General features: G+C 65.0%; 19 protein-coding genes and 1 pseudogene. 6 read left to right on the top strand and 14 right to left on the bottom strand.

The features are described from left to right. Positions 1–11 precede the first annotated feature (11 nt). The 6 genes and pseudogenes from OOZ51_RS17945 to OOZ51_RS17920 form a co-directional block, all read right to left on the bottom strand. Positions 12–935, bottom strand: a pseudogene (locus OOZ51_RS17945) (type IV toxin-antitoxin system AbiEi family antitoxin domain-containing protein); the annotation flags it as partial. Positions 936–1,083: 148 nt separating this feature from the next. Next, positions 1,084–2,373 (bottom strand): tRNA guanosine(34) transglycosylase Tgt, encoded by a 1,290-nt coding sequence (tgt, locus tag OOZ51_RS17940; protein WP_416346407.1) that lies wholly within the window; start codon positions 2,371–2,373, stop codon positions 1,084–1,086. Positions 2,374–2,469: 96 nt separating this feature from the next. Next, positions 2,470–3,195 (bottom strand): SRPBCC family protein, encoded by a 726-nt coding sequence (locus OOZ51_RS17935; protein ID WP_265981129.1) that lies wholly within the window; start codon positions 3,193–3,195, stop codon positions 2,470–2,472. A gap of 61 nt (positions 3,196–3,256) precedes the next feature. After that, positions 3,257–4,321: a DUF6707 family protein gene (locus tag OOZ51_RS17930; RefSeq protein WP_265981128.1), complete on the bottom strand. Its 1,065-nt coding sequence runs from the start codon at positions 4,319–4,321 to the stop codon at positions 3,257–3,259. A gap of 90 nt (positions 4,322–4,411) precedes the next feature. Then, positions 4,412–4,951: an NUDIX hydrolase family protein gene (locus OOZ51_RS17925; protein WP_234754938.1), complete on the bottom strand. Its 540-nt coding sequence runs from the start codon at positions 4,949–4,951 to the stop codon at positions 4,412–4,414. Between the two features lie 222 nt (positions 4,952–5,173). Next, entirely contained in the window at positions 5,174–5,842 is a 669-nt protein-coding gene (locus OOZ51_RS17920; protein WP_265981127.1) for a VOC family protein, read from the bottom strand. Positions 5,843–5,929: 87 nt separating this feature from the next. Between OOZ51_RS17920 and OOZ51_RS17915 the strand changes: the two genes are divergently transcribed. Next, positions 5,930–6,532 (top strand): YdeI/OmpD-associated family protein, encoded by a 603-nt coding sequence (locus tag OOZ51_RS17915; RefSeq protein ID WP_265981126.1) that lies wholly within the window; start codon positions 5,930–5,932, stop codon positions 6,530–6,532. Between the two features lie 8 nt (positions 6,533–6,540). Here OOZ51_RS17915 and OOZ51_RS17910 read toward each other — a convergent pair whose 3' ends face one another. After that, positions 6,541–7,068: a hypothetical protein gene (locus OOZ51_RS17910; protein WP_265981125.1), complete on the bottom strand. Its 528-nt coding sequence runs from the start codon at positions 7,066–7,068 to the stop codon at positions 6,541–6,543. Between the two features lie 169 nt (positions 7,069–7,237). Beyond that, positions 7,238–8,419, bottom strand: a complete 1,182-nt coding sequence (locus OOZ51_RS17905) for a glycoside hydrolase family 76 protein (RefSeq protein ID WP_265981124.1) — start codon at positions 8,417–8,419, stop codon at positions 7,238–7,240. A gap of 110 nt (positions 8,420–8,529) precedes the next feature. Here OOZ51_RS17905 and OOZ51_RS17900 point away from each other — a divergent pair, with 110 nt between their 5' ends. Further along, positions 8,530–9,321 (top strand): SDR family NAD(P)-dependent oxidoreductase, encoded by a 792-nt coding sequence (locus OOZ51_RS17900; RefSeq protein ID WP_265981123.1) that lies wholly within the window; start codon positions 8,530–8,532, stop codon positions 9,319–9,321. A gap of 47 nt (positions 9,322–9,368) precedes the next feature. Beyond that, positions 9,369–10,592: an acyl-CoA dehydrogenase family protein gene (locus OOZ51_RS17895; protein WP_265981139.1), complete on the top strand. Its 1,224-nt coding sequence runs from the start codon at positions 9,369–9,371 to the stop codon at positions 10,590–10,592. A 182-nt stretch (positions 10,593–10,774) separates the two neighbouring features. Here the strand turns inward: OOZ51_RS17895 and OOZ51_RS17890 are convergent, their stop codons facing one another. The 3 genes from OOZ51_RS17890 to OOZ51_RS17880 form a co-directional block, all read right to left on the bottom strand. Further along, the gene (locus OOZ51_RS17890) at positions 10,775–11,107 is read right to left on the bottom strand and encodes an L-rhamnose mutarotase (protein ID WP_265981122.1); all 333 of its coding nucleotides are present in this window, start codon (positions 11,105–11,107) and stop codon (positions 10,775–10,777) included. Positions 11,108–11,175: 68 nt separating this feature from the next. After that, positions 11,176–12,570: an MFS transporter gene (locus OOZ51_RS17885; protein WP_265981121.1), complete on the bottom strand. Its 1,395-nt coding sequence runs from the start codon at positions 12,568–12,570 to the stop codon at positions 11,176–11,178. 216 nt (positions 12,571–12,786) lie between these two features. After that, positions 12,787–13,872 carry a LacI family DNA-binding transcriptional regulator gene (locus tag OOZ51_RS17880; RefSeq protein WP_265981120.1) on the bottom strand — a complete coding sequence of 362 codons (1,086 nt, stop codon included), beginning with the start codon at positions 13,870–13,872 and terminating at the stop codon, positions 12,787–12,789. Positions 13,873–14,041: 169 nt separating this feature from the next. Here OOZ51_RS17880 and OOZ51_RS17875 point away from each other — a divergent pair, with 169 nt between their 5' ends. The 3 genes from OOZ51_RS17875 to OOZ51_RS17865 are packed head-to-tail and all read left to right on the top strand — an operon-like array spanning position 14,042 to position 17,261. After that, positions 14,042–15,211 (top strand): Gfo/Idh/MocA family protein, encoded by a 1,170-nt coding sequence (locus OOZ51_RS17875; protein WP_265981119.1) that lies wholly within the window; start codon positions 14,042–14,044, stop codon positions 15,209–15,211. Beyond that, positions 15,211–16,425: a dihydrodipicolinate synthase family protein gene (locus OOZ51_RS17870; RefSeq protein ID WP_265981118.1), complete on the top strand. Its 1,215-nt coding sequence runs from the start codon at positions 15,211–15,213 to the stop codon at positions 16,423–16,425. Before OOZ51_RS17875 ends, OOZ51_RS17870 begins: the two co-directional genes overlap by 1 nt. Further along, positions 16,422–17,261 carry a sugar phosphate isomerase/epimerase family protein gene (locus tag OOZ51_RS17865; RefSeq protein ID WP_265981117.1) on the top strand — a complete coding sequence of 280 codons (840 nt, stop codon included), beginning with the start codon at positions 16,422–16,424 and terminating at the stop codon, positions 17,259–17,261. The genes OOZ51_RS17870 and OOZ51_RS17865 overlap by 4 nt, the downstream gene beginning before the upstream one ends. Before the next feature lie 54 nt (positions 17,262–17,315). On the opposite strand, the gene OOZ51_RS17860 is transcribed toward OOZ51_RS17865, so the two are convergent. The 3 genes from OOZ51_RS17860 to OOZ51_RS17850 form a co-directional block, all read right to left on the bottom strand. After that, positions 17,316–19,427 carry a DUF6807 family protein gene (locus OOZ51_RS17860; RefSeq protein WP_265981116.1) on the bottom strand — a complete coding sequence of 704 codons (2,112 nt, stop codon included), beginning with the start codon at positions 19,425–19,427 and terminating at the stop codon, positions 17,316–17,318. Positions 19,428–19,588: 161 nt separating this feature from the next. Next, a complete protein-coding gene (locus tag OOZ51_RS17855; protein WP_265981115.1) occupies positions 19,589–20,425 on the bottom strand; it encodes a DUF1684 domain-containing protein in 837 nt (278 codons plus the stop codon). Between the two features lie 277 nt (positions 20,426–20,702). Next, a complete protein-coding gene (locus OOZ51_RS17850) occupies positions 20,703–22,025 on the bottom strand; it encodes an Ig-like domain-containing protein (protein ID WP_265981114.1) in 1,323 nt (440 codons plus the stop codon). Between the last annotated feature and the right edge of the window lie 181 nt (positions 22,026–22,206).

The raw sequence follows: 22,206 nt of genomic DNA, 5'->3' as shown, positions 1-22,206 counted from the left end.
CTGGTTTGGCGACGGAGGGCGTTCAGTACCCGGTTCTTGAATTGCTGCTCGCGAAAGAGGTGCTTCCATTCCACGCGGACGAAGCGCCAGCCGTCCTCGCTCAGGGCCTTCTCCCGGCGCCGCTCCTGGAAAATCACCTCGGCTGTTGGCTTGAAATCGAAGTACTTGGCTTTTCCGTCGAATTCCAACGCGACCTTTGCCTCCCGCCAGGCAAAGTCGAGCCGATGCCGACCTGCCCGGCTCTGCACCTCAACCTGCGGTTCAGGCATCGGCAACTTCAGCCGCGAGATGAGTTCGCGGCACAAGGTTTCGCCGGCGGACTCTGATCGCGGATCGGCGTTGACCAGGGCCTTTCGAAGGTTCCTGATGCCGCGTCGGCCATCCAATGCGTCGGCCATGGCCTGCATTTGCGCACGATCAGCGCCAAGCCTGAGTGCATGGTCCATGAGCACCAGCGCCTGCTTGTAGCTGAGTAGCATGGCGCAATCCACCACCGTCCGCTCCAAGGAGGTGACCCGCAAGTTTCCGATTGTCACGATGTCCGTCTCGTCGAAAGGCCGTGTGTGTCCGCGGACGTCCTTGCCGAGGCGCTCGCTGGACGGCCGGACCCGCAGCAGGATGTGGATGAGGTCGTCAACATTCCAGAGGAAGAGGCGGTGCAGCCGCGCCGCCGAGGTGTGGCTATATACGAAGTCTCCCGCCGACGTCGTAAGCGTTCCATGCGCGTGGGCGTAAATCAGTTGCGTGCTGCGGATCCAGGCGGATTGCTTCTCCCAGAGCGCGGCCCGGATATAGCAGCCGTACCGTAGCCGGACTAGCTTGCCGCGACGCAGCAAGAGCTGGATTGCACGGGAATTAAGCCCATGTGCGTTGAGTTGATCGGTGCGCCAAAGGTTTCCCTTGTCCGGGAGCGAAGGTCGCTGGGAAGGCGTCATTGATCCAGCCTCGCGGGCGGCGGAGGCCCGCGGAAGCTGCTTAGTCGGCTATGTGGAAAACGTGGGGTCGCCGGAACTGTCCCGGGTCGCCCGAACGCTCCGGCGAACCGGCACCGTTCCAGCGATTTCGGCCGGAGGCGACCGGGAGCTAAGAGTAGTACCGCCCCAAGGTCTCGGCCTTGAACTCGAAGAAGTCCCCGGACTCGATGGCCAGGCGGGCGTCGTCCACCATCTTCACGACGAAGCGCTCGTTGTGGATGGAAATGAGCGTGGCCGAGACCATCTCGTGAGCTTTGTACAAATGGTGAATGTACGCCCGCGAATAGTTGGCGCAGGTGTAGCAGTCGCAGCCGTCCTGCAGGGGTCCGAAATCTTTCTTGTAGCGAGCCCCCGCAAGGTTGAACCGTCCGGACGGCGTGTAGAACGCCGAGTTGCGTGCCACGCGGGTGGGGGAGACGCAATCGAAGGTGTCGGCACCGTTTTCGATGGCTGTGAAAATGTCGTCGGGTTCGGAGATTCCTAGGAGGTGCCGGGGCTTGTTCTCGGGAAGTTCCTCGTTGCACCAACGCACAATGGTGCCGAGATTTTCCTTCTCCAAGGCGCCACCGATGCCGAAGCCGTCAAAGGGCATCCCGCCAAGATCCCGGCATGCCTTCCGGCGGAGGTCCTCGTACTGCGCCCCCTGAATGACGCCGAACAATGCCTGGTACGGCTTCCCCACCCGGGAAGCAGTCAGGCGTTGATGCTCCACCACGCAGCGCTCGGCCCAGCGACGCGTCCGCTCCAATGATTCCTCTTGGTAGCCACGGGAGTTCTGCAGGGTGGTCAGCTCATCGAAGGCAAACATGATGTCGGCGCCGATCTGGTGCTGCACCCGCATGGAAATCTCCGGCGAGAAACGGTGCCGGTCCCCGTTCAGGTGCGACTTGAACCACACGCCATCCTCGTCCACATGCGCCAGCCGCTCCTTGCCCGGGGCCACCGCGTCGTCGGGCCCGGACGTGTCCACGGACGTCATGTCGATGACCTTCTTGAATCCCGAGCCGAGGCTCATCACCTGGAAGCCGCCCGAGTCGGTGAACGTGGGCCCATCCCAGTTCATGAACGCGCCGAGCCCGCCCGCCGCGTCCAGGATTTCCGGGCCCGGTTGCAGATACAGGTGGTAGGCATTGGCCAGCAACGCCTGCGCACCGAGCTCCTTCATGGATTCGGGCAGCACTGCCTTGACCGTGGCCTTCGTCCCGACGGCGATAAACGCGGGCGTCTGTATCTGGCCGCGCGGTGTGGTGATGGTGCCGGTACGGCCCAGGAAGTCTCCGCGCCTGCCGCGGTCGTGACGGCTGCCGCCGTCGGCGTTCGAAAGGCCCGACGACGGCCGGCGCGTTTCGCCGAGCCGCGCGACCACCTCGAAGGAAAACGCGGACTGCTGGGCAGCCACGAGCGCGGAAGGACCGGACTCGGAGTAAGACCCGGAATGAGGCAGGGAGGAATCGGCTGGCACCGTTACAGTCTGCCAGCCCCGGAGCGTGAATCGTCAGTGCGAATGTACCTCTGTGGGGTAGTTCTCAGCCTTCCAGCTGTCCCAATGGGAGCGGATCGAGTCCAGGCTGGCGGCACCCAGATCGTAGGTCGACGCGATCACGACAGTGCCGCCGTCGGGCCTTTTCTCCGGGATCACCGGCTGGTCCGCCACAATCAGCAGCCCGTCCCCATGCTCTGCATAGCTGTGCACGGTCAGGCCTACCTGATGATTGCTCCGGAACCAGACCTTGCCGGAGAGGGCCTCGCCCGTGGGCAACGTCAGCGAGTATTCCTCCCCAGGAGCTGGAACGTCGGCCAGCCCCAGTTTCTGGATGCCAGAGCCGCTACCGCCGGGCAGGGCCACAAAGTGCGTGCGCCGGTGCCCGTGCGGATGGCGTTCCAGAGCGAACCGGAGCTGGTGCAGGAAGGTCAGCCAACCCTGGGTGATGTCCTCGTCCCACGCGGCCCATTCGGAATCGTGGTCCAAGGCGGCCCGCGTTACGCGGACCTCGGTGCCGCCGCTGACCGGGGTGAGTTCGAAGACGTCCCCGCCATTCACGGTGAGGCTCGTGTGGTCGGAATTTTCAACCACATTGGGGGTGAAATAGATTTGGTTGATTTCGTCGCCAAGCTCATCGGCCTCCCAGCCGTGCCATTGAGCCACGAGCGACGGTTCACGCAGCGAAGTCCAAACTTGCTGCGCGTCGGCATTAACCACAACGCTCAGATTGTTCGTCATGGCCCGAATCTACCGCCGTTGGAGCGAACGCGACAGGTCTTGCGGAATCCTCCGCTGGCGCCTACGCGCGCACAGCCTCGAGCTCGTTCGCGATCCGGTGATCGAGTTCGCCCACGCCAAGGGTTGTCGAGCCGCCGTGCGAGCGCAGGAACAGCAGGGTTTCGAGGCGGAGCAACCGCCATTCGCGCTCGGCATCGCGGTTGCCGTTGTCGATGGAGCGGAAGATTTCCTTGTCGTACAGATTCGGTTCGTTGAGCCCACGTTGGCGGACTTTGGCGTTGATCCTGGCCTTGAACGGGTCTGTCTCCAAGGTGTCCGGTGCCTGCAGGAGTTGATCGTAGACCTCGGCGCGTTCCGTTTGGCCGAGCTCACGGCAAATGAAGCTGGAAAGTGCGAGGGAACGCTCCACGGACATCCACCGGTCGCGGTTTCCGTCGTAGGGAAGCACGTTGAGGATGTCGGCCACTGCGAGGGCATGGTCCGGATCCCGCAACTCGATGAAGAGATCGTGGGCCAGGTCGCTCAGGTCCCGAAGGCAGCTTCCGGACTTCGTGTTGATGCCCTTCACGAGGCGTTCGCTCAGTACCGCGACGCCGTTCCTGCCCGGGTGCGCCTCGGCAGCGGCGGCCACCACGTCCTCGGGGGAACCCGTCGGTTCCGGGATCAGCGCGAGCTGCGCGGGGCCCGGCCCGCTGGGCCCGCTCACGATGGGTGCCACCGCGGGCAAAGGAGGTACGACGACGGCGGGAACCGTGTCCGCGAGTGCGTCACCGCCGTCGGAGGTAACGGCGTCGGGCGCGTCGCCGCCGTCGGAGGTAACGGCGTCGGGCGCGTCGCCGGGAACCGGCTTCAAGAGCGGCGCAGGATCTTCCTCTGCCAGCGCGTCGTCGTCGATAGTGACAGCCGCCTCGCCGACCGGGACGCTGGACCCGATGGCGATCCGCACGTTTCTGCCGTCGAGGGTGGTGACCAGGACGAGAGCAGGCACACCAAAATCGTCGTGTTCGAGCTCTATTTGCGTGATTTCCCCTGCGGGACCATCCCCTGGGAGGAACAGGTAGTCCCCGATTTGCAGGGCCCCAGCCTGCTTTTCACGGTACTGCTGGTCGGCCGGGCTGTGAGTCATCGGAAGTCCTTTGGTTCTCTTGGGGTCCGCCCAACAGTCTATAAAACCCATCGAACAAATCGGGGAGGTGGCTATTACCCGCCGCTGCCGCTACTGTCCGACGCCGGCAAAAGCCAAAGCCTGGCGCACCAGATTGCCGCGACCGCCGCTGAATTCCTGCTGCACGTCGTCGCTGAGGATCTCCTGGGGGGTCATCCACGTCAGCTCGAGGGCGTCCTGGCGCGGTTCGCATTCGCCCGTCACGGGGATGACGTAGACGAGCGACACGGCGTGTTGGCGGTCGTCCGTGAAACCGGTCTGCGACGGAGCCGGGAAGTATTCGGCCACCGTGAACGGCACGGGGCTGACAGGCAGCTGGGGAAAGGCCAGCGGCCCGAGGTCCTTTTCCATGTGCCGCAACAGCGCGGCCCGGATGGTTTCGCGGTAGAGCACGCGGCCGGAAACGAAGGAACGGACCATGGCGCCGTCGGCGTCGCCCTGAAGCAGGGTACCTACCTCGTTGACGAATCCGAGTGGATCCAGACGCACGGGAACCGCCTCCACGTAAACCATGGGGAGGCGGCCGCGGGCTTCGAAGAGGTCTTCATCGGAAAGCCAGCCGGAGTAGGGATCAGGGGTACGAACACTCATGGTTAAGTTCTACCCCATCCAATGCCGTTCCACGCCGTACGAATCAGACAGCCAGGATTTAGTCGAGCGATTCGCCGGATCAGGATTCCCTGAACGCTCCTTCACTTATGAGCCCAAACCGGGCGACGCTCCTTCACTTATGAGCCCAAACGGCGGAACGCTCCTGCAGATGATGTGCAGAAGCGTCGGGGGAAAGACCCATAAAGGTGAGCGAGGGTTTGGTTAGGCGGGCCCGGCCACACTGATCGTCCTGCCGAGCGGGTCCGGGACCGCGAGGACTGAGCCGGCTCGGGCCGCGGCGAGTCCGGCGGCGGCGAGCCGGACCTCGAGTGCCGCGAGGTCGCCGTCGTACTCGAACGCGAGGCCTCCCGTGGCAGTCTCGGGTGACTTCCGGACCAAAAGGATGCCGCCGTTTTTCGTGCTGAAATCGGCGGCGTCCGGAGACGCCCGCCGCGGCCTTGCGCCAATGTTGCGCAGTTCCTGCGCGGCCCCCGGCACATCCGGCGTGAGCCAGGTCCCGACGACGGCGAGCCCCGGATCGGCGTCCGGGCTGGTCGCGCCGCTGGTCGCCTTGTCCGCGAGGAACGTGAAGCCGTCGCCTGCAGTGATGCGGACGGCCTGGCCGTGACCGGCGTCGAACAGTTCGGCACGGGTCCCGTCGGCCATGGTGCGTCGGGCGAACTCGGCCAGGTGCCCGACCTCGACGCCGAACGCGGTCGCGCCGTCGTCGGGCGAGTCTGCGGAAGTCCGGTGCAAGGCCACCCGGCCCGATCCGGCGTCGAACTCCAACCAATCCCCGCGGTCCAAGACGCACACCAGCCCCAGCGCCGTAAGAAGGTGTTTCCAGCCGGCGACGTCGGACGTGAACTGGATGGGACGGACGCGCAGCATGGATCCTCCGGGGCGTGGGCCTGGACCGCGTGGGTCGGAGCAGCGGGTGGGCTTTCGTCTCAGCCTAGCTGGCACCAGAATGGGGCCATGGCTGTTGAACTTGAAGAACTGATTGTCAAAGATGCTGCCGAATGGCGGGCCTGGCTCGAAAAGAATGGTGCCGATAGCCCCGGCGTCTGGCTGGTGCTGCACAAAAAGGGCGGCAACGTGACGGAACTGGACTATGCCGCTGCCCTGGATGAGTGCCTCTGTTTCGGTTGGATCGACGGCCAAGGCAGAAGGCGCGACGACGAAAGCGTCTTCCAGCGTATGACCCGTCGCGGCCCAAAGAGCCCCTGGTCCAAACGGAATGTGGGTCACATTGCCCGTTTGGAAGCCGAAGGGAAGATGACCGCGGCTGGATGGGCCGCCGTGGAAAGCGCCAAGGCGGACGGGCGCTGGGAGGCTGCATACGTGGGCCAGGCGGACGCGGAAGTTCCGGGGGACCTCGCTGCTGCCATCTCCGCGGTTCCGGCAGCCCAGGAGATGTTCGACGTGCTGACGTCGGTCAATCGCTTTGCCCTGATCTACCGCACCAACTCGGTGAAGAAGGCCGAGACGCGGGCCAGGAAGATCGCTGGTTTCGTGGAGATGCTGGCGAGGCAGGAGACCCCGTATCCGCAGAAGAAAAAGCCGGCCGTGGCAGAGTAGCCGGGACTTTACTCGGGCTTCTCGGGCTTTTCGGGCTTCTCCTGGGACAGCGCAACAATCCAGCCTGGGGTGTCCTCGCTGAGCCGCCGGTCCAACATGACCCTGGCCTTGGCGGCGGCGATCTGCACTTTGCGGTCCTCGGGGCTCACCGAATCCGGACGTTGCGAAGGGGTAAGGGTGCGGGTTTCAGATGCCTTGGCAGCTGCCAGGATGGCGTCCTCAGTGCCGATTTTGAGGAGCGCGAGTTCCTCCCGCGACGCGAGCTCGCTTTGGCCCAGAAGCTCGATGGCTTTCTGGCCCATTTCGGCCTCGGAGCGGCTGCGGGACAGTGACGCGTCCAGCGCCCATTGAGCGCGGCGCCACCACTCGGACCTGTCGTCCGCCCGCGCCTTCTGCCGCAGGGACAGGAGGCCTACGATCGCGGCAACGATCGCCGCAGCAAGGACAGCGAGCGGGCTGAGCGCGCCAAGAATCTGCCACCATTCCGGCGGCGGAGCGACCACTGTGACAGGAAACGGACTCGGGATCGGATTCACAGCTCCAGCCTAGGCCGCGGCACCGACAGGCAGGCCGGAAATGTGCGTGTGACGAAGCCTCTACCCCCGTCGATTGCTCCCCACCAGCTCCCAGCCTTCGCAAGCTCAGGCCGGGGCCCTCGCTGGCGTGGGCCCCCGTAAGTGACGTTTTGGAGGCTGAAAACGACGCTCACGGAGCAATCGATGATTGAATGCGCGCCGCGGCTTCCAGCACCATCCACGCCTGCAGTTGGGTGGAGAGCTCGACGGCGGTGCCCGCCGGGTACGCGTTGGCGGCCGGACGCAGTGGTTCCGTCGAGAAGATGAGCCAGCCGCCGCCGTCGGCGGCTTCGTCCGGGCGCACGGTGCGCACAGTTCGCCCCGCCCACAGCGCCTCCGCGGTATCGAGCACTAACTGGCGGGCGGTAGCGCGGATGGCCGCGGGCAAGCGCATGTCCCCGGCGGCGAGCGCCAGATAGCGGACGAGGATCCCGGTGAAAAGACCGCCGTCGCCGGTTCCTTCGCCGCGAAGAACGAGCCTCGCCTGAGTGTCAGTTCCATGGACGGTCAGATGTTCGGCCACCGAGCTCACCAGGGCGGCAGCACGTGCCAGGTTCGCTGCTCCGCCCAGTTCCAGCAGGGCGCCGAGCACTGGGCCCTGGTTGTAGGTGTAGATCTCGTCCGCCAGGACCAACTTGCCTTCCTGGATCCGCGCACCGTCAAGGTAGAGGCCCCGGTTGGGTTCGAAGAGCGTGGCGTGAAGCCAGTCCAGGAGCCCTTGGGCCCGCTGCGGCTTGCCGGTTCGGGCGAAATGCAGGGCCACCGGGGCCGTAGCGGGGGTGTTCTTGAAATCGCGCTTTTTGCTCCAGAAGGTGCCGCCGCCCAGATCGTCGGTGGAGGCAGACTCGAACTGCGGGGACAGGCTTTTCTGCAACCGGGCGTTGCGGCCGCGGCCGGGTTTGTGCGCCCTCTCGGCCAGGCCGTCCAGGCGCAGCGTTGCGAGGGCCAGCCATGCCATGTCGTCGTAGTAACTGTTCACGTAGCGCAGGGAGTTGCGAAGCCGGATGCTGGTGACCAGGCGTGAAGCGAGCCGGCCTGCGCTGGGCCGGTCGCCGCCGTCGAACCTTGATCCTTCGGCCAATTCGCGCAACCCGGTGTCCACGAGGCAATCGGCGTATTGCGCCTGCCACCAGTAGTTCCACGGCTGACCCGGAAATCGGCTGGAGGGCCGGATCGACGCAGCGAGGTGTGTTCCGGGAAGGAAGAGGAGGCGCCGTCCGAAATGCCGGGTGACCGAACGCGCGGCGTCGTCGGCTCGTGCGGCCCAGTCCGGTGTTCCGGAGGTGCCCTGCGAGGTGTCGGGGGCGGACATGGTGACAGCCTAACTCTCCGCGCTTGGCCGTTGAGCCCTCCGCAGTGCACAATCAAAGTGATTCAGTTAACATTCATTAACGGATTTTGGTTCTGCATCGAGGAGGATGGATGGACATCAAAGGCGCAGTTGCGTTGATTACCGGCGGGGCTTCGGGACTTGGGGCCGCCACCGCCAGGCGATTGCTCGACGCCGGAGCTTCGGTTGTGCTGCTTGACCTCCACTCTTCTCCTGGCGAGGCTTTCGCCGCCGAACTCAACGCCTCAGGGGCTGCCGGTAGGGCCGTGTTCGTCCCCGCCGACGTCACCAACGAAGAGCAAGTGCAGGCCGCCGTCGACGCCGCAGTCGCCCTGGGCCCGCTCCGGATCCTGGTCAACTGCGCGGGCGTGGCAACCCCAGGCAAGGTGCTCGGCAAGGACGGCGTGCTGCCGCTGGAGATCTTCAACAGGGTCATCCAGATCAACCTCGTAGGTACCTTCAACGTCATCCGACTTGCCGCTGCCGCGATGGCCCAGAACGAGCCTGCGTCCACCGAACTCGGCGGTGAGGAACGCGGCGTCATCATCAACACGGCCTCCGTGGCGGCATTCGACGGCCAGATCGGTCAGCCCGCCTATGCGGCCTCCAAGGGAGCCGTGGCCGCCATGACCTTGCCCCTGGCCCGTGAACTCGCGCGCTTGCTGGTCCGAGTGATGGCCATTGCGCCAGGCATCTTCGAAACCCCCATGCTGGCCGGCCTGCCGCAAGGCGCGCAGCTCTCCCTGGGCCAGCAAGTACCGCACCCCGCCCGTCTTGGCCGTCCCGCCGAATACGCCAACCTTGTGGCGCACATCGTGGAAAACGCCATGCTCAACGGCGAAACCATCCGCCTCGACGGCGCTATCCGGATGGCACCAAAGTGAGCCAGACGCACAAGTTGGCGGCCGCCGTCGAACATTCGGCTGGTTCGCTGCCCTCCTTGCCTGTTTCTTTGCCTTCGGCGGACTTTTTCGATTTCGAATCGCTCCTCAGCGTCCAGGAACAGCGCAAACTCAACGAGCTCCGGGAATTCCTGGCCACGGAAATCGCCCCCTATGCCAAGGATTGGTGGGACAAAGCCGAGTTCCCGGCGCACATCCTGCCCAAGCTCGCGGCCCTTCGTCTGAGCACCCCAACGCACCGCGGCTACAGCAACCTGTTCGCAGGGCTGGTGATTGCGGAGATGACGCGCGTGGACACCTCCATTGCCACGTTCTTCATGGTCCACCACGACCTCTTCATCGAGGCGCTCTACGAGTTTGGTTCCAAGGACCAGCAGGACCGGTACCTCGACGACGCCTCCAACCTCCGGACCACCGGCGCTTTCGCGCTCACCGAGCCGGACCACGGCTCCGATGTGGCCGGCGGCATGCAGACGATGGCGCGCCGGGTCGCCGGGGGAGCCGACGACGGCGGCGACTACTGGGTGCTGAACGGCGCCAAGCGCTGGATCGGCAACGGGACGTTCTGTGATCACATGCTGGTCTGGGCCCGGGACGAGGCCGACGGCGCCGTCCGGGGTTTCGTCGTGGACGCCACCCTTCCCGGCGTGACGCGCACCAAGATCGAAAACAAGATCGCCCTGCGCACCGTGCAAAACGCCGACATCGTCCTCAAGGACGTCCGGATTGCCGAGGCGGACCGCTTCGCGGGGATCAATAGTTTCGCCGACACCAACCACCTGCTGCGCGGATCCAGGCTCATGGTGGCCTGGCAGGCCGTGGGGCAGCAGTTGGCGGCGTTCGACGTCGCCCGTCAATACGCGCTTGAACGCCAGCAGTTCGGCCGGCCGCTGGCGAAGTTCCAGCTCATCCAGCAGCAACTGGTGGACATGCTCGGTAATGCCGTGGCCAGCATGGGCATGATGGTGCGGATTGCCCAGCTGCAGGAGGATATCTACACGGACAGCAAGGGAGTGCGGCACGGCGGCGCCCAAATGGCCCAAGTAGCCCTGGCCAAGTCGTACTGCAGCGCGCGGATGCGCGAAACCGTGGCGATGGGCCGGTCCATCCTGGGCGGAAACGGCATTGTGACCGATTACAAGATGGCCAAGATCTTTGCCGATGCCGAAGCGATCTACACCTACGAGGGATCGTTCGAGATCAACTCGCTCATTGTGGGCCGGGCCGTCACCGGGGTTTCCGCGATCGTTTGACGCGGTCCGGTTGACGGGGCCCGGGGTTTTTCGGCCCCGGGCCCGGGGCTCGCCATTCCGGGGCTTGTTTTCCAGGCCGGAGCTTGTAGCGCGGCGACGGGAAACAAGCCCCGGTCTGTGCCTGAAACCTCAGCCGGCCGGTCTGTGCCTGAAACCTTAGTCCCCGGACTGTGCCTGAGGCCTTAGCCCCCAGACAACTGGTCCTCGAGATTGAAGATTTCCGTGAGTTGAAGGAAGCCTTGGTCCGGTGCCCGTGCGTCGTGTTCGAACAGGAGTGCCATTTCCGCCTGCCAGCGGGCATTCACATCGGTCAGGGCCATGCGGGCACGTGCGGCGTCGAAATCGTCGCATTCCACGTATCCCACTAGCAGCCCGTCGTCGGCGAGGAACAGCGAGTAGTTATTCCAGCCGGCTGCCTTGAGTTCACGGAGCATCTCCGGCCACACTGCAGCGTGGCGGCGCCGGTATTCGGGAATCTGGCTGGATTTGACCGAGGAACGGAAGCAGACGCGCATGGGGATTCTCCTCTTTCTGTGAATCGTTTCATCCAAAAGACCGCGAATCGCCGTCATAATCGCGCAGCTTACCGGGTGCCGCTCCTGAGCCGGTTGTACTCCTCGCGGGGCACCGGCGTCGCGTTCGGCGTGCCCAGCTGGTTGAGCGGGATACGGTACGTTTCCCGGGCGGACCAGGCGGCAACAGCTCCGATGATCGTGATTCCGAAGCAGATGGAGCCGATGACGAGCGGCACATTCGAGGACCCCGGCGGGGCGATCGCTGTGAAGATGCTCGGCAGGAATGCGGTGATGACGAGGCCGATGTTCTGTGAGATGGCGAATCCGGTGACGCGGGTGCGGGAAGGGAAGAGTTCCTGGAAGAAGCTGGCGAATGTTGCATTCCAGACTTGGTAGAGGGTTCCCCACATGAGGATCGAGAGAACGATGGTGAGTATGACGTTGTTCTGGCTGACCGCGTACAGGTAGGCGTAGGCGAGCGCGCCGGAGCTCAGCGAGCCGAAGATCATCAGGGGCCGGCGGCCGAAGCGATCCGACAGGTCTCCAAACAAGGGGATAAGGGCCAGCGCGACGACGTTGGCCAGGACCGGGATCCAGAGATAGACGCTCGTGCTCATTCCGACGCCGTAACCCGGTTGGGTGGCGTACGCCGCTCCGAAGACTGCCACCGTGACGCCGACCACGTTCACCAGGGTCATGCAGACTGCCCGCACCACGTTGAGTCCGTTTTCCCGCAATACGCGGACGATTGGTGCCTTCGCGATCTCTTGGTGAGCCTTTTCCTCCACGAAGACGGGGGTCTCTTCGACCCGGCGGCGGATCATGTATCCGGCGAACACCACGAGTGCGCTGAGGAGGAACGGAATGCGCCAGCCCCAGGATTTGAACGATTCATCAGAGAGCATGGCAGAGAGCGGAAGGAAGACCGCGGCTGCGATAATCTGGCCGGCTTGAGTGCCCTGGAGCGCGAAACTCGCGTAGAAGCCCCTGCGGCCGAAGGGCGCGTGCTCCACGATCATGGCGCTGGCGCCGCTCAGTTCGCCCGCCACTGCGAAGCCCTGGATGAGTCGGACCGCAACCAGCAGGACGGGAGCAAGGAGGCCGACCTGCCCGTAGGTGGGTAGCAGTGCAACGGCGAAGGTCGACGCGCCCATCATCAACATGGCCAAGACCAAAACATTCTTGCGGCCGTGCTTGTCACCCCACTGCCCGAGGACGAATGCGCCAATCGGGCGGGCAACGTAGCCCACGGCATAGGTGCCCAGCGAGGCGATAAGGGCCACGGTCGGATTTCCCGCGGGGAAGAAAACGCCGGGAAACACCAGCGCAGCGGCCTGCGCATAGATGAACCAGTCGTAGTACTCGAGGGCGCTCCCGATCCAGCCGCTGGCCGCGGCCTTCTTCGAGGTGCTGGACTGGCGAGGTCCGGCTGAACTTCGCTGTGTACTCGCGTCGATCTTCATATTGTCCTCCTTTGGACAAGTCGTTGGGCCACTGGATGCCACCCCATCTTTGGGGTTTGGTTTCCAGCCGGAGGGGGGCGCCATCGCAAGAATTGGCCTGAACTGCCGCTTGGTATGCGCTTTCCCATCTGGTAAGCGCTTTCCATAAGACACCCGCGCGGCCCCGCTGTCAAGGCTGAATTGTTGCGCCGGTCACAACGGCCGGGGCTTCGGGGACTACCCCCGGGCCGAGTGTGGTGTTTCGGTGCTACGTCGCAGCATCACTTTGCCGGTGACGGGGGAGAGGGGGCCGGGTTCCTCGCCTGCCTTCCGCTCGTTCGAGCTTCCGAGAGTGGCGAGCCTGCCGATCTCCTCAAGGGGAAGGTGAACAGTGGAAAGCGCCGGCCGGAAGTCCCGGAGCCATTCGATGTCGTCGAACCCTGCGAGGCTGGCGTCATGGGGGACCCTGAGCCCCCGGTCCCTCAACGCGGCTGCCACCCCGATGGCCATGACGTCGTTCGTCGCGAAAATGCACAAGCGCTGCTCCAGCGCCGACTGGTCGGACGCCTTGATCCGCCAGGCAAGCTCAATGCCGGCGTCGAAGCCACCGTTCCGGTTGAACGGGACGTGCACAACATCCGCGGCGGGCTGGCCGGCGTCGGACAAGCCGCGTTGGAATCCCACGACGCGCTCATCCGAAGTGGCCAGTCCCTCTGGCCCGGCCACAATGACGAACGGCCCTTTGTGGGTGTGCGCCAATTCCTGCGCCAGATCCCGCGCAAGTTGCTCGTTAGGCACGGTGATGGTGCAGTAGTTGTCCGTTTCGGCGACGCCCAGAATCGGTTTCCCTACGACGCCCACCTGCCCCCCGTTGCGGCAGTAGCGGTCCAATTCGGCGGCTAGCTCGGTGTTCGCATGGGCGTCTTCGGAACGTGTCGAACGCGATCCTGCGATGACGATCGACTCGGCACGCCGTGCAGCGAAGGCGACGACAGCGTCCTTCTCCTCAGCGGGTGTGCCGTTGGTGGTGGCGAGCAGCACCATGCGGCGCTCCTGCCGTGCTGCGGCCTGGACGCCTTGCGCTATGGCGGAAAAATAGGGGTCCGCGATGTCGTGCACGATCAGGCCAATGAGCCCCGTGCTGGACTTCGCCAGCGCCTGGGCCTGCGCATTCGCAATGTAGCCAAGGGTGTCGGCCGCCTGCCGGACGCGCTCGGCGATCTCCGGTGCGGGGGTTCGGGTGGAACCATTGAGCACCCGGGAGGCCGTGGCGGGGGAGACGCCGGCCAGTTTGGCCACTTCGGACAGCGTGCTTGCAGTCACGGACAACTCCTCTTCAAAAGCCTCAAGCTCGGGCACTTTCAGCAACATCCGATTATTGCAGTCATGGCTCCCTGCGGGAAAGCGATTGCCAGACGCGTAGCTGCGTGTCATCATGAATGAAGTGGGAATGCGCTTTCCCACTTCATTGCTTTCCATCTGAAGAGGACTCATGGGCTACGAAACAAAGACGATCCGCATCGCCATGAACGGCATCACCGGCCGGATGGGCTACCGCCAGCACCTGCTGCGGTCCATCCTCCCCATCCGGGACGCTGGTGGCTTCACGCTGGCGGACGGCACCAAGGTTCAGGTTGAGCCGATCCTGGTGGGCCGCAACGAGGCGAAGATCCGCGAGCTCGCCGAACTCCACAAGGTCTCCGAGTGGTCCACCGACCTCGACGCCGTCATCAATGACCCCACGGTCGACGTCGTTTTCGATGCGTCGATGACCAGCCTCCGCGCCGCGACGCTGAAGAAAGCCATGCGCGCCGGGAAGCACATCTTCACCGAAAAGCCGACGGCGGCGACGTTGGAGGAGGCCATTGAGCTTGCCCGTGTCGGTAAGGAATCCGGCGTCACGGCAGGCGTGGTGCATGACAAGCTGTACCTCCCGGGCCTGGTCAAGCTGCGCCGGCTGGTTGATGAGGGCTTCTTCGGCCGGATCCTCTCGATCCGCGGCGAATTCGGCTACTGGGTGTTCGAAGGCGACATCCAGGCAGCGCAGCGCCCGTCCTGGAACTACCGCAAGGAAGACGGTGGCGGCATGACAACGGACATGTTCTGCCACTGGAACTACGTCCTTGAAGGCATTATCGGCAAGGTCAGGAGCGTCAACGCCAAGACCGCCACCCACATCCCGACCCGTTGGGACGAAGCCGGCAAGGAATACAAGGCCACGGCCGACGACGCCTCCTACGGCATCTTCGAGCTTGAAACCCTGGGCGGAGACGAAGTCATCGGCCAGATCAACTCCTCCTGGGCCGTCCGGGTCTACAGGGACGAACTCGTGGAGTTCCAGATCGACGGCACGCACGGTTCCGCCGTCGCGGGCTTGAACAAATGCGTTGCGCAGCAGCGCGCCCACACGCCCAAGCCCGACTGGAACCCGGACCTGCCCGTCACGGAGTCCTTCCGCAGCCAATGGCAGGAAGTCCCCGCCAACGCCGATCTGGACAACGGCTTCAAGCTGCAGTGGGAAGAATTCCTGCGCGACGTGGTCGCCGGCCGCGAGCACCGCTTCGGCCTGCTGTCGGCCGCCCGCGGCGTGCAGCTCGCCGAACTCGGGCTGCAGTCCTCGGCCGAGCGCCGCACCATTGATATCCCGGAGATCGTGCTCTGATGACTTCCCTTCTTCTTCCAAACCACGACGGCGGGACCCGCCTCTACAAGGTGCAGCGGGCCACGTCGTGGGCCAGGCCGACGGTGCCGTTGACGTCCCGGCGCGCCTACGCGGCGGCACACGTCATTCCCGAAGCGACCGCCGACAACACTCCGGGCGCCCCGGCGCACTTGGACTGGGACACCACCATGGCGTACCGGCACGAGCTGTGGTCCTACGGCCTGGGTGTTGCCGATGCGATGGATACGGCCCAGCGCGGCATGGGCTTGGACTGGGCAGCCACCCAGCAACTCATCAAGCGCACCGGCATCGAAGCGGCCTCCATAGTCGCGTCCGGTAGCGCGGCCACCGCCGGCAAGAGTGTCCGGGACCTCGTCTCCTGCGGCGCCGGAACGGACCAGCTGGACGTGGACTCTGTTCCGGAGGGGCCTGCCGGAATCAAGGCCGTGTTGGAGGCGTACCGCGAACAGATCGCGGTGGTGAGCGAAGCCGGGCCGAAGGTCATCATCATGGCGTCCCGCGCGCTGGCCAAAGTGGCAACGAGCCCGGATGACTACCTGCACGTCTACTCCACCCTCCTCAGCGAAGTGGACCAGCCGGTCATCCTGCACTGGCTCGGAACCATGTTCGACCCCGCGCTGGCCGGCTATTGGGGCTCGGACGACGTCGCCGAAGCAACCGAGACCTTCCTGGGCCTCATCCGCGACCACCCGGACAAAGTGGACGGCGTGAAGGTCTCGCTGCTGGACGCTTCGCACGAAGTTGCCCTGCGCGCCGCCCTGCCGGAGGGCGTCCGCCTCTACACCGGCGACGATTTCAACTACCCGGAACTGATCGACGGCGACGGCACCCACCACTCGGACGCGCTGCTGGGCATCTTCGCCGCGATCTACCCTGCCGCTTCGGTCGCTTTGCAGAAGTACGACGCCGGAAACGCTGCGGACGCGCGCGCCATCCTCGACTCCACGCGCGATCTCGGCAAGCACATCTTCAGCGCCCCCACGTTCTACTACAAGACCGGGATCGCCTTCCTGTCCTGGCTCAACGGCAAACAGCCCGGATTCCAGATGGTCGGCGGGCTGCACTCCGGCCGCTCCGTGGTCCACCTGGCCCGCACCTTCGAACTCGCCGACCAGGCCGGACTCCTGTGCGATCCCGCGCTGGCCGCCTTCCGGATGTCCGATTACCTTCGCATCAACGGAGTGGGCGCATGAGCGACTTTTCCAGATTGTCGCTGAACAGCGCCACCACCAAGAAATGGACGCTCGCCGAAGCCGTGGACGGCTGCGTCCGTGCCGGCATTCCGGCGATCGGGCCGTGGCGCGACATCGTCGCCGACACCGGCCTGGACAAGGCGGCCAAACTGATCAAGGATGCCGGACTGCGCGTATCGTCCCTTTGCCGGGGCGGTTTCCTCACAGCGGCCGACGCCGAGGGGCAGGCAGCCGCTCTGGCCGATAACAGGGCAGCCGTCCTCGAAGCCGTGGCGCTGGATACCCGGGAGCTGTTCTTGGTGGTCGGCGGCCTGGCGCGGGGAGAAAAGGACGTCGTCGCAGCCCGCCAGCGCGTGGCCGATCGCCTCGAGGACCTGGTGCCCTTCGCCGTCGAGCATGGGGTCCGGCTGGTCCTTGAGCCGCTGCACCCGATGTACGCGGCGGACCGTGCCCTCATCTCGACCCTCGGACAGGCGCTTGACCTCGCCGCACCTTTCGACGCAAGGGCCGTCGGCGTCGCCGTCGACACCTTCCACGTCTGGTGGGATCCGGAACTGAAGCAGCAGATTCAGCGGGCTGGCCGGGAACAGCGGATCGCGTCCTACCAAGTGTGCGACTTCAACCTCCCCATCGCCGCCGACGCGCTGCTCTCGCGCGGCATGATGGGCGACGGCGTGATCGACTTTACGACGATCGGCACCTGGGTACGCGACGCTGGCTACACGGGCGACATCGAAGTGGAAATCTTCAACCAGGACATCTGGGACGCCGACGGCGACGCGGTCCTGGAAACCATGAAGCAGCGCTACGCGGAGCTCGTGCTCCCATACGCGTAAACACCCGGCGCAAACAGGCGGGGGCACTTTGCGTGCTCCCGCCTTCTTGCACGTCTATCGTGCGGCGGAACCCCGGGTGGCTGTCAGCTGGGCAACCTCGGCCGGCGCCAGCTTGGCGTCCACGATCCACACCGTCAAGGAGCGGACCAAGGATTCGCCGGCGGCAAGCTCCACAGGCCGGTCCCAGGCCAGGGCCGAACCCACTGCGGGGTAATCCGACATCCGGACGAACCAAGGATCCGGGGCCTCGGCCGGAGCCGCGAACACCAGGCTGGCGGGGCCCTCAGGGAAGTCCGCTGTCCATGCCAGCCACGGCGAATCGGAGCCGTGGACTTCCGGTTCGCCGTGCCTATCCGCTGTGAAGACTTCTGCCCCGGAGCAGGCAGCCAAGCGCCAGAAGAAGCCGCCGTAGCCGCTTCCGGGGGCGCCGTTTGAACCGGGGCCGCCCAGCGTGGAGTCGACGACGGCGGTCAGTTCTGTTGCTAGGTCCAGTTGCCACGTGCGAGGGTCAATCAGCCGGGAGCGCGTAGTTCTGCGTTCCCGGAGGAGTTCATTGCCGTCCGGTGCCTGCCAGCTCAATTCCTGCTCCAGGAGGCCCGGACCGGACGTTGCTGACAGTTCGATGATGCGGCCATGGTCCTGCGGTTCTTCGTAACGGCCCGCTGCGCGGGTGTACGTCTTGCCGCCCCAGAAATTGGTGCCGTTCACATCCTGCAGGGCGAATCCCGCGCCAAGATGCCAGGGGTGGTCCGCCGGCAGATGGTCGGTGACCGTGACTCCAGCGAGCGAGCGGACCGGGTGCAGGTAAGGCCGCGGCGAAAGCCGCGCGGCAAGGCCGGCACCGCTCTGCAGTGTTGCCAAGACGACGGCGGAGCCCTGGCTGGTTTCAATCACTGAGGCGCCCGGTTCCCCGCCGTCGGGCAGGCCCAAAACCGGCCTTTCGACGTCGACCGCGGCCGGTCGCGCCCATGGCAAGCCGAGTTCGCTGAAGGTGGCGTGCGCCGCCGTCGCGCGTTCCAGCGCCTCTTCGATTCCGACGATCACCGCTCGGGCGGCATCACCCTCGCCCTCCCAGACGACATACTGCTCTGGGATCAGCGCCGGGGATTCCGCTGTGCGGATGGCTTCCAGGACCTGCATGAAGGCGCCGCTGTCCGCGAGCGGGCTGATCAGCGGCGCGGCGGTTGCGGGGCTGATCAGTCCCGTAACCGGCGCGCGCGGGTGGCGACGATGCTCCAGCAGGTCCTCCGTGAGGTCCACCCGGCTGTATACGGTTTCGCGCTCCCCGGTGGCGGAGCTGACGCCAAGGCGGTCTTCGGTGTAATGGAATACTGCGGTGCCTTCGCTGCCCTGCAGCGTGATGTACGGTTCCACGGATTCGGCAGCGCACAGCGTGAGCGCGCACGTGATGGGCAAGCCTGCGGCGGTGCGGATGCGGATCACGGATGTGTCATCGGATTCGATGTCGTTGGCGCGGTACAGGTCGGTTTCCACGGAGGCAAGATCGTCTACCGTCCGCGCCCCGGCGATCCTCAGCGCGGTGGCGATGGCGTGTGCCAGGGGGTTGGTTGCCACCCCGTCCACGACGTCCACGCCGTCCAGGCTGCGTTTGCCCGCCCAGCGTGAGCGCTTGTAATAGGCGCGGTCACGCACCCAGCGTCCGGTGGCCGAGATGCCCAGGAGGGTGCCGATCTCTCCCGCCGCGAGTAGGTCCTCGATCGCCTGGAGGCCTCGGGATCCAAGACTTTGGAAGCCGACCTGGACGCTTCTGCCGGCCGCGATGGCGGCTTCCTGCAGGCGATTGAAATCGGCGAGGGAAGCGACTGGGGGCTTCTCCAGGTACAAGTCGGCGTGGGGGAGGGTTGTGAGTGCGAGTTGTGCGTGGGTCTGGATGGGCGTGGCCACAATGACCAGGTCCAGCGCGGGGGTTCCCGCCAGGAGTTCGTCCAAGTTGCTGAATACGGCGGTCCCGGGCGGGAGGGCGCCGGGGGCAGGCGGATTCGGATCAGCTACGGCAACAAGGCGCACGACGCCGTTGGCCTGGAGCCTTTCGAGGTTCTGCAGGTGGTGCGCGCCGAAGCCGTGGACCCCCACAAGGGCCACCCTGCTGGGCTCATGATGGGGCTGTTGGTGTTCTGCCGGGACGGGCGTGGACAGGGTGCCCATGGCTCTCCTCATCTGTCCCCGGGGTGGGGTTGCTGACGTCGGTGTCGTTTCAAGGGCGCTTGGTAAGCGCTTTCCAATAAGAGTGTACCTTGCCCGATGAAAGATGTAACGCCGTCGCTTCAGACGACTGTATTCAGACGACTGTATTCAGACGACTGTGTTTAGACGATCCGGCCGGCCGGCAGTTTCTCCCCGGCCTCGACCGCCACGTCGATCGAATTTCCTGCCACGGGCATGGGGCACGTGCCATACGGGGTGAAGGCGCTGGGATAGTTGATGGCGCGGTTGAAGTCGAGCACCACGGAGCCATCGTGCCGGGGGCGCGAGACGGCAAGCTTGCGCCATTCGTCCGTTGTGTTGCCGTTCGTTTCGTCGTGGAACGTCACGTTGAGGGCGCCGAGCTTCTCGGCTTCAGCGTGCAGGCGGATCTGGTGGGGAAGGCCCGGCGCCCGGAAGACGATCTCGCCCACGGAGCGGTGCACCCCGTCCACCAAGGGGTTGGCCGTCCCGATAGGAACATCCACGGGCTCCGGGTAAGCCTCGAAACGTCCCTCAAGCACCCAGTCCGGGTTGTATTCATAGGTGGGGACGGCCTCGAATTCCGTTAGTACCGGCGAGGAATCGTCCCTGGTGCGGATGGCGTACTTGTCCGCGCGCATGGCGAGTTCCACCACCACTTGGGTTCCGTCCGCGCCGCCGAACTGCACCCACATGAGCGATTCCTCATCCTGGAGGGTAGCCGAAATCGTGCCGTCCACGGGAGCTCCCGTCTCCACGAGCGTGAGTCCGTCGGCCGCGCTCGCGGTGAGCGTCGCCGTCGTACCGTCGGTTGACCAGAGTCCCGGGACTAGTTCGACGGCGGCGGGCGCCGATTCGAGCCACTGGAAGGACGTGAGCGTCAGCCAGCCGTGTTCGGCCGCGAGGGCGGCGTTGCGGCCGTTGCGGAAACGCTGCCAACGTTCCAGCTGGGCATCGGTTGCGGGGGCTGTTGTGCTCATGGTTCCTCCAGCGGTTCGGCGGGTTGGTCGTTGGCTTAACCATGCACCTCTCGCCGCCATTCCCGGAACCCAACTGTCCCCACCGCCACCCTCGCCTCGCAAGTCCCCACCGGCTCCCAACCTTCGCAAGCTCAGGCAGGGACCCTCGCCGGTGGGGCCCCACGGCCAGGGAACCCTGGCGGCGTGGGCCCCCGCAGTTGTTGTCGTTTAGGGGGCTCTAAACGACAACAACTGCCGGTCAGTTGGGCCCGGGCGCGGGACGCAAGCGCGGACAGGCTCAGTGGGCCCGTCGCTTCGCTGATCTCCTCATGCCAAGCAAGGCAAGCACCGTTCCGACGGCCAGGAGCATGACCGCCAGCGGGATGACTGCGGTGCCACCAGCGCCGGTGTATGCCAGTGGCGCGGCTGTTGGCTGGGGCTGGGCTGGTGTTTCGGACGGGCTGGCCACCGGAGCGGTGCTCGGAGCAGGTGTTCCGGTCGTCGGAGTTTCGGTGGGCGGAGTTTCGGTGGGCGGGGGAGTAGCTTGCTCGGTGGCTCCGTCGCGGGTGGGTGTGGGGCTGGCAACGGAGGGCGTCGGCGACGGCACCGCAGATCCATTCCCCGTTCCAGTGGCGCTGGTCCGGCGGACTTCAACCATCACGGGCGTATCCTTCCCCGCGACGGTGACGTGGCCCGAGTTTGTGTAAGTATCAAGGGTTCCATCGGTGACCTTTGTGACGACAAAGAGTTGCACCAATTCACCGTTCGGCAGGCCCGTCCAAGTGACAGTCAACAGGGAGGGCGTGCACGCGATCACGGCAGGATAGGCGGCCTCATCGCTCGGAGTTGCAATGTTGCCGTCCTGGTCCAAGGCCGTGCCCACGCGCGGAACGATTTGGCTGCAATCGATCTGGGTGCCCGGACCAGGCGTGTCGGTGATGGTGACGTCGCTCGTTGGCAAGGTAGTCGCGGGCAAGTGGAAGACGGACTTCAATTCCGTCTGGGCCGTATCCGACCACCACATGCCCTTTTCCGGGGTGGTGGGCGGTTTGGGAACGCAATCTTGTTGACACGGCTGGTCGATAGTCACGGGAACGCGGATAACCGTGGAGCCAACCTGGAAATCAAGCTGGGTTGTTCCTCCCGACGTCGGTTTCTCCGTGTAGAGGGTGCTGAAACTGCAGGTGCCCCCGATTCCCTGGTGCGAGGCGACGAAGCTGCCCAGTGTGAAGACAACCAGCCCGGAGTCGGATGCATGGGCTGTGGCTACGGTCTCCCCCGAAGGGTTCTTCAGGTCGAAGTCGGTTGGACCGAACCAACGCAGTTGCGGTGGAAGCTGCAGGGTGAAGGTGTCGCCCGGCTGGGACCCATCCGGGACCGCCCACCGGCACGTGAAATCCACTTGCGACCATTGATCGCCAACGGTCGAAGTGGTGCTGACGGAGGTTATCGCGTTCGGAACCACGGCGGCTTGGGCCGCCTGGACAGGCGAAAAGAGCCCGACGGCGGCGAGCAAGGCTCCGAGCAAAGCCGCCAGTAGCGCCGCTAGCGAAGCTGCGGGCAAAGCCCTGGGAAGCTCCGTATTCTTGGCTGCGTTCTTGTGATGGATATGGTTCCTCATGCGAGTCCTTTCGATTCCCCCTGGATTGGGTCGCTGAAGGTTTAGTGGAACGAGCTACCCATTCATGACGGCGGGCCGACGGATCCCAGTGGACCGTAAATCCCCGGAAAAATAGTTTCCAAAACCGCGTCATGACTGGCGGGTTCCGGCCACTTTGTGTGTATGGTCAAGAATTTCCACG

The sequence above is a fragment of the Arthrobacter rhizophilus genome, assembly GCF_026241105.1.
Classification (GTDB): Bacteria; Actinomycetota; Actinomycetes; order Actinomycetales; family Micrococcaceae; genus Arthrobacter.
The sequence above is the reverse complement of the archived record's forward strand: the minus strand, read 5'-3'. Positions and strand labels throughout refer to the sequence as shown.

Bases quoted from the DNA above. Each gene is read 5' to 3' on its own strand.
- OOZ51_RS17875 (WP_265981119.1), top strand. From the start codon at position 14,042: ATGGGCTACGAAACAAAGACGATCCGCATCGCCATGAACGGCATCACC.
- OOZ51_RS17890 (WP_265981122.1), bottom strand. From the start codon at position 11,107: ATGCGCGTCTGCTTCCGTTCCTCGGTCAAATCCAGCCAGATTCCCGAA.
- OOZ51_RS17920 (WP_265981127.1), bottom strand. From the start codon at position 5,842: ATGCTGCGCGTCCGTCCCATCCAGTTCACGTCCGACGTCGCCGGCTGG.
- OOZ51_RS17855 (WP_265981115.1), bottom strand. From the start codon at position 20,425: ATGAGCACAACAGCCCCCGCAACCGATGCCCAGCTGGAACGTTGGCAG.
- OOZ51_RS17850 (WP_265981114.1), bottom strand. From the start codon at position 22,025: ATGAGGAACCATATCCATCACAAGAACGCAGCCAAGAATACGGAGCTT.
- OOZ51_RS17935 (WP_265981129.1), bottom strand. From the start codon at position 3,195: ATGACGAACAATCTGAGCGTTGTGGTTAATGCCGACGCGCAGCAAGTT.
- OOZ51_RS17865 (WP_265981117.1), top strand. From the start codon at position 16,422: ATGAGCGACTTTTCCAGATTGTCGCTGAACAGCGCCACCACCAAGAAA.
- OOZ51_RS17900 (WP_265981123.1), top strand. From the start codon at position 8,530: ATGGACATCAAAGGCGCAGTTGCGTTGATTACCGGCGGGGCTTCGGGA.
- OOZ51_RS17930 (WP_265981128.1), bottom strand. From the start codon at position 4,321: ATGACTCACAGCCCGGCCGACCAGCAGTACCGTGAAAAGCAGGCTGGG.
- OOZ51_RS17915 (WP_265981126.1), top strand. From the start codon at position 5,930: ATGGCTGTTGAACTTGAAGAACTGATTGTCAAAGATGCTGCCGAATGG.
- OOZ51_RS17860 (WP_265981116.1), bottom strand. From the start codon at position 19,427: ATGGGCACCCTGTCCACGCCCGTCCCGGCAGAACACCAACAGCCCCAT.
- OOZ51_RS17905 (WP_265981124.1), bottom strand. From the start codon at position 8,419: ATGTCCGCCCCCGACACCTCGCAGGGCACCTCCGGAACACCGGACTGG.
- OOZ51_RS17885 (WP_265981121.1), bottom strand. From the start codon at position 12,570: ATGAAGATCGACGCGAGTACACAGCGAAGTTCAGCCGGACCTCGCCAG.
- OOZ51_RS17925 (WP_234754938.1), bottom strand. From the start codon at position 4,951: ATGAGTGTTCGTACCCCTGATCCCTACTCCGGCTGGCTTTCCGATGAA.
- OOZ51_RS17870 (WP_265981118.1), top strand. From the start codon at position 15,211: ATGACTTCCCTTCTTCTTCCAAACCACGACGGCGGGACCCGCCTCTAC.